The 1,195-nt window shown below is 49.5% G+C and carries 1 protein-coding gene; it reads left to right on the top strand.

Features of this window, described 5'->3' with window-relative positions; genetic code table 11:
• The first annotated feature begins 101 nt into the window (after window positions 1-101).
• Window positions 102-1,046 carry an aldo/keto reductase gene (locus tag IQ219_RS19755; protein ID WP_194073756.1) on the top strand — a complete coding sequence of 315 codons (945 nt, stop codon included), beginning with the start codon at window positions 102-104 and terminating at the stop codon, window positions 1,044-1,046.
• Window positions 1,047-1,195 lie beyond the last annotated feature (149 nt).

Here is a 1,195-nt window from a genome sequence, read left to right as displayed (position 1 = left end):
CCCTTCCTCAGTGGGCAAGCTTTTCCAGAAATACTGGTTTATCATCGGGAAAAGTATGGCTTAGTTTTGCCATTTAGATCTAGATTTTTCCCAACATATCCATGCAGACTATTAGCCTTGGCCCGAACGGCCCCGCCGTTGCTCCCCTTGGATTGGGCACTTGGTCCTGGGGGGATACCCTGTTTTGGGCCTACGGTAAGGACTTTGGCCCGGAAGAAGTGGAGGGGGCTTTCCATGCTTCCCTGGGGGCCGGGGTTACCCTGATTGACACCGCTGAAATTTACGGTTTTGGGGAATCAGAACGGCTCATTGGCCGCTTTTGCCAGGAAACTGACCAAACAGTACAAATTGCCACTAAATACTTTCCCTTGCCATGGCGTTGGCAGCGCTCTGATATAACCAAAGCTTTAACCGCCAGTCTAGAAAGGCTACTAACAGATAGCATTGCTCTCTATCAAATCCATTGGCCCCTGGAATTTTGGCTAAAAACACCGGATTTCATGGCAGTGTTGGCCGCTGAGGTCAAAAAAGGCCGCATCCAAGCTGTGGGAGTGAGCAACTATTCCGCCCAGCAAATGGCGATCGCCCATGGGTGTTTAGCCGCCCAGGGCATTCCCCTCGCAAGCAACCAAGTGCCCTACTCCCTGCTCAACCGTGACATTGAAAGCAACGGCATTTTAGCCCAGGCCCGTCAGCTCAATGTCACCATTTTGGCCTACAGTCCCCTGGCTCAGGGGCTACTCACCGGCAAATATCGCCCCGAAAATTCCCCCAGTCTCCAGGGAGCCCGCCGCCTTGATCCCCGCTTTAGTACCAAAGGATTGCAAAAATTAACTCCCTTACTTACCCTCTTGGATACATTGGCGGACAAACACGACAAAACACCGGCCCAAATTGCCCTCAATTGGCTCATTGCCCAAGGGAACGTGATTCCCATTCCAGGGGCAAAAAATGCTTCCCAGGCGAAACAAAATGCCGGAGCTTTGGGGTGGCAATTAAACCCAGAGGAAATTGAACAATTACGAACTGTTGCCCAAGGTGTTTGAAAATTTTTTGCGAATAAAGTCTTGATCTTGTTCTTCTAACCGCCCCCGTAAAGCGCTAGAAAGACCTCAAAATTAAACTGAATTTTTACCCGAGCCCATTTATTAGCTTAGAAATAGGTGGTGTTATCTATGTAGTGAAAGTCTAAAAT

It is taken from the genome of Synechocystis sp. LEGE 06083, assembly GCF_015207725.1.
Taxonomy (GTDB): Bacteria; Cyanobacteriota; Cyanobacteriia; order Cyanobacteriales; family Microcystaceae; genus Synechocystis; species Synechocystis salina.
The sequence above is the reverse complement of the archived record's forward strand: the minus strand, read 5'-3'. Positions and strand labels throughout refer to the sequence as shown.

Coding starts and splice junctions, on each gene's coding strand:
- IQ219_RS19755 (WP_194073756.1), top strand. CDS start 102: ATGCAGACTATTAGCCTTGGCCCGAACGGCCCCGCCGTTGCTCCCCTT.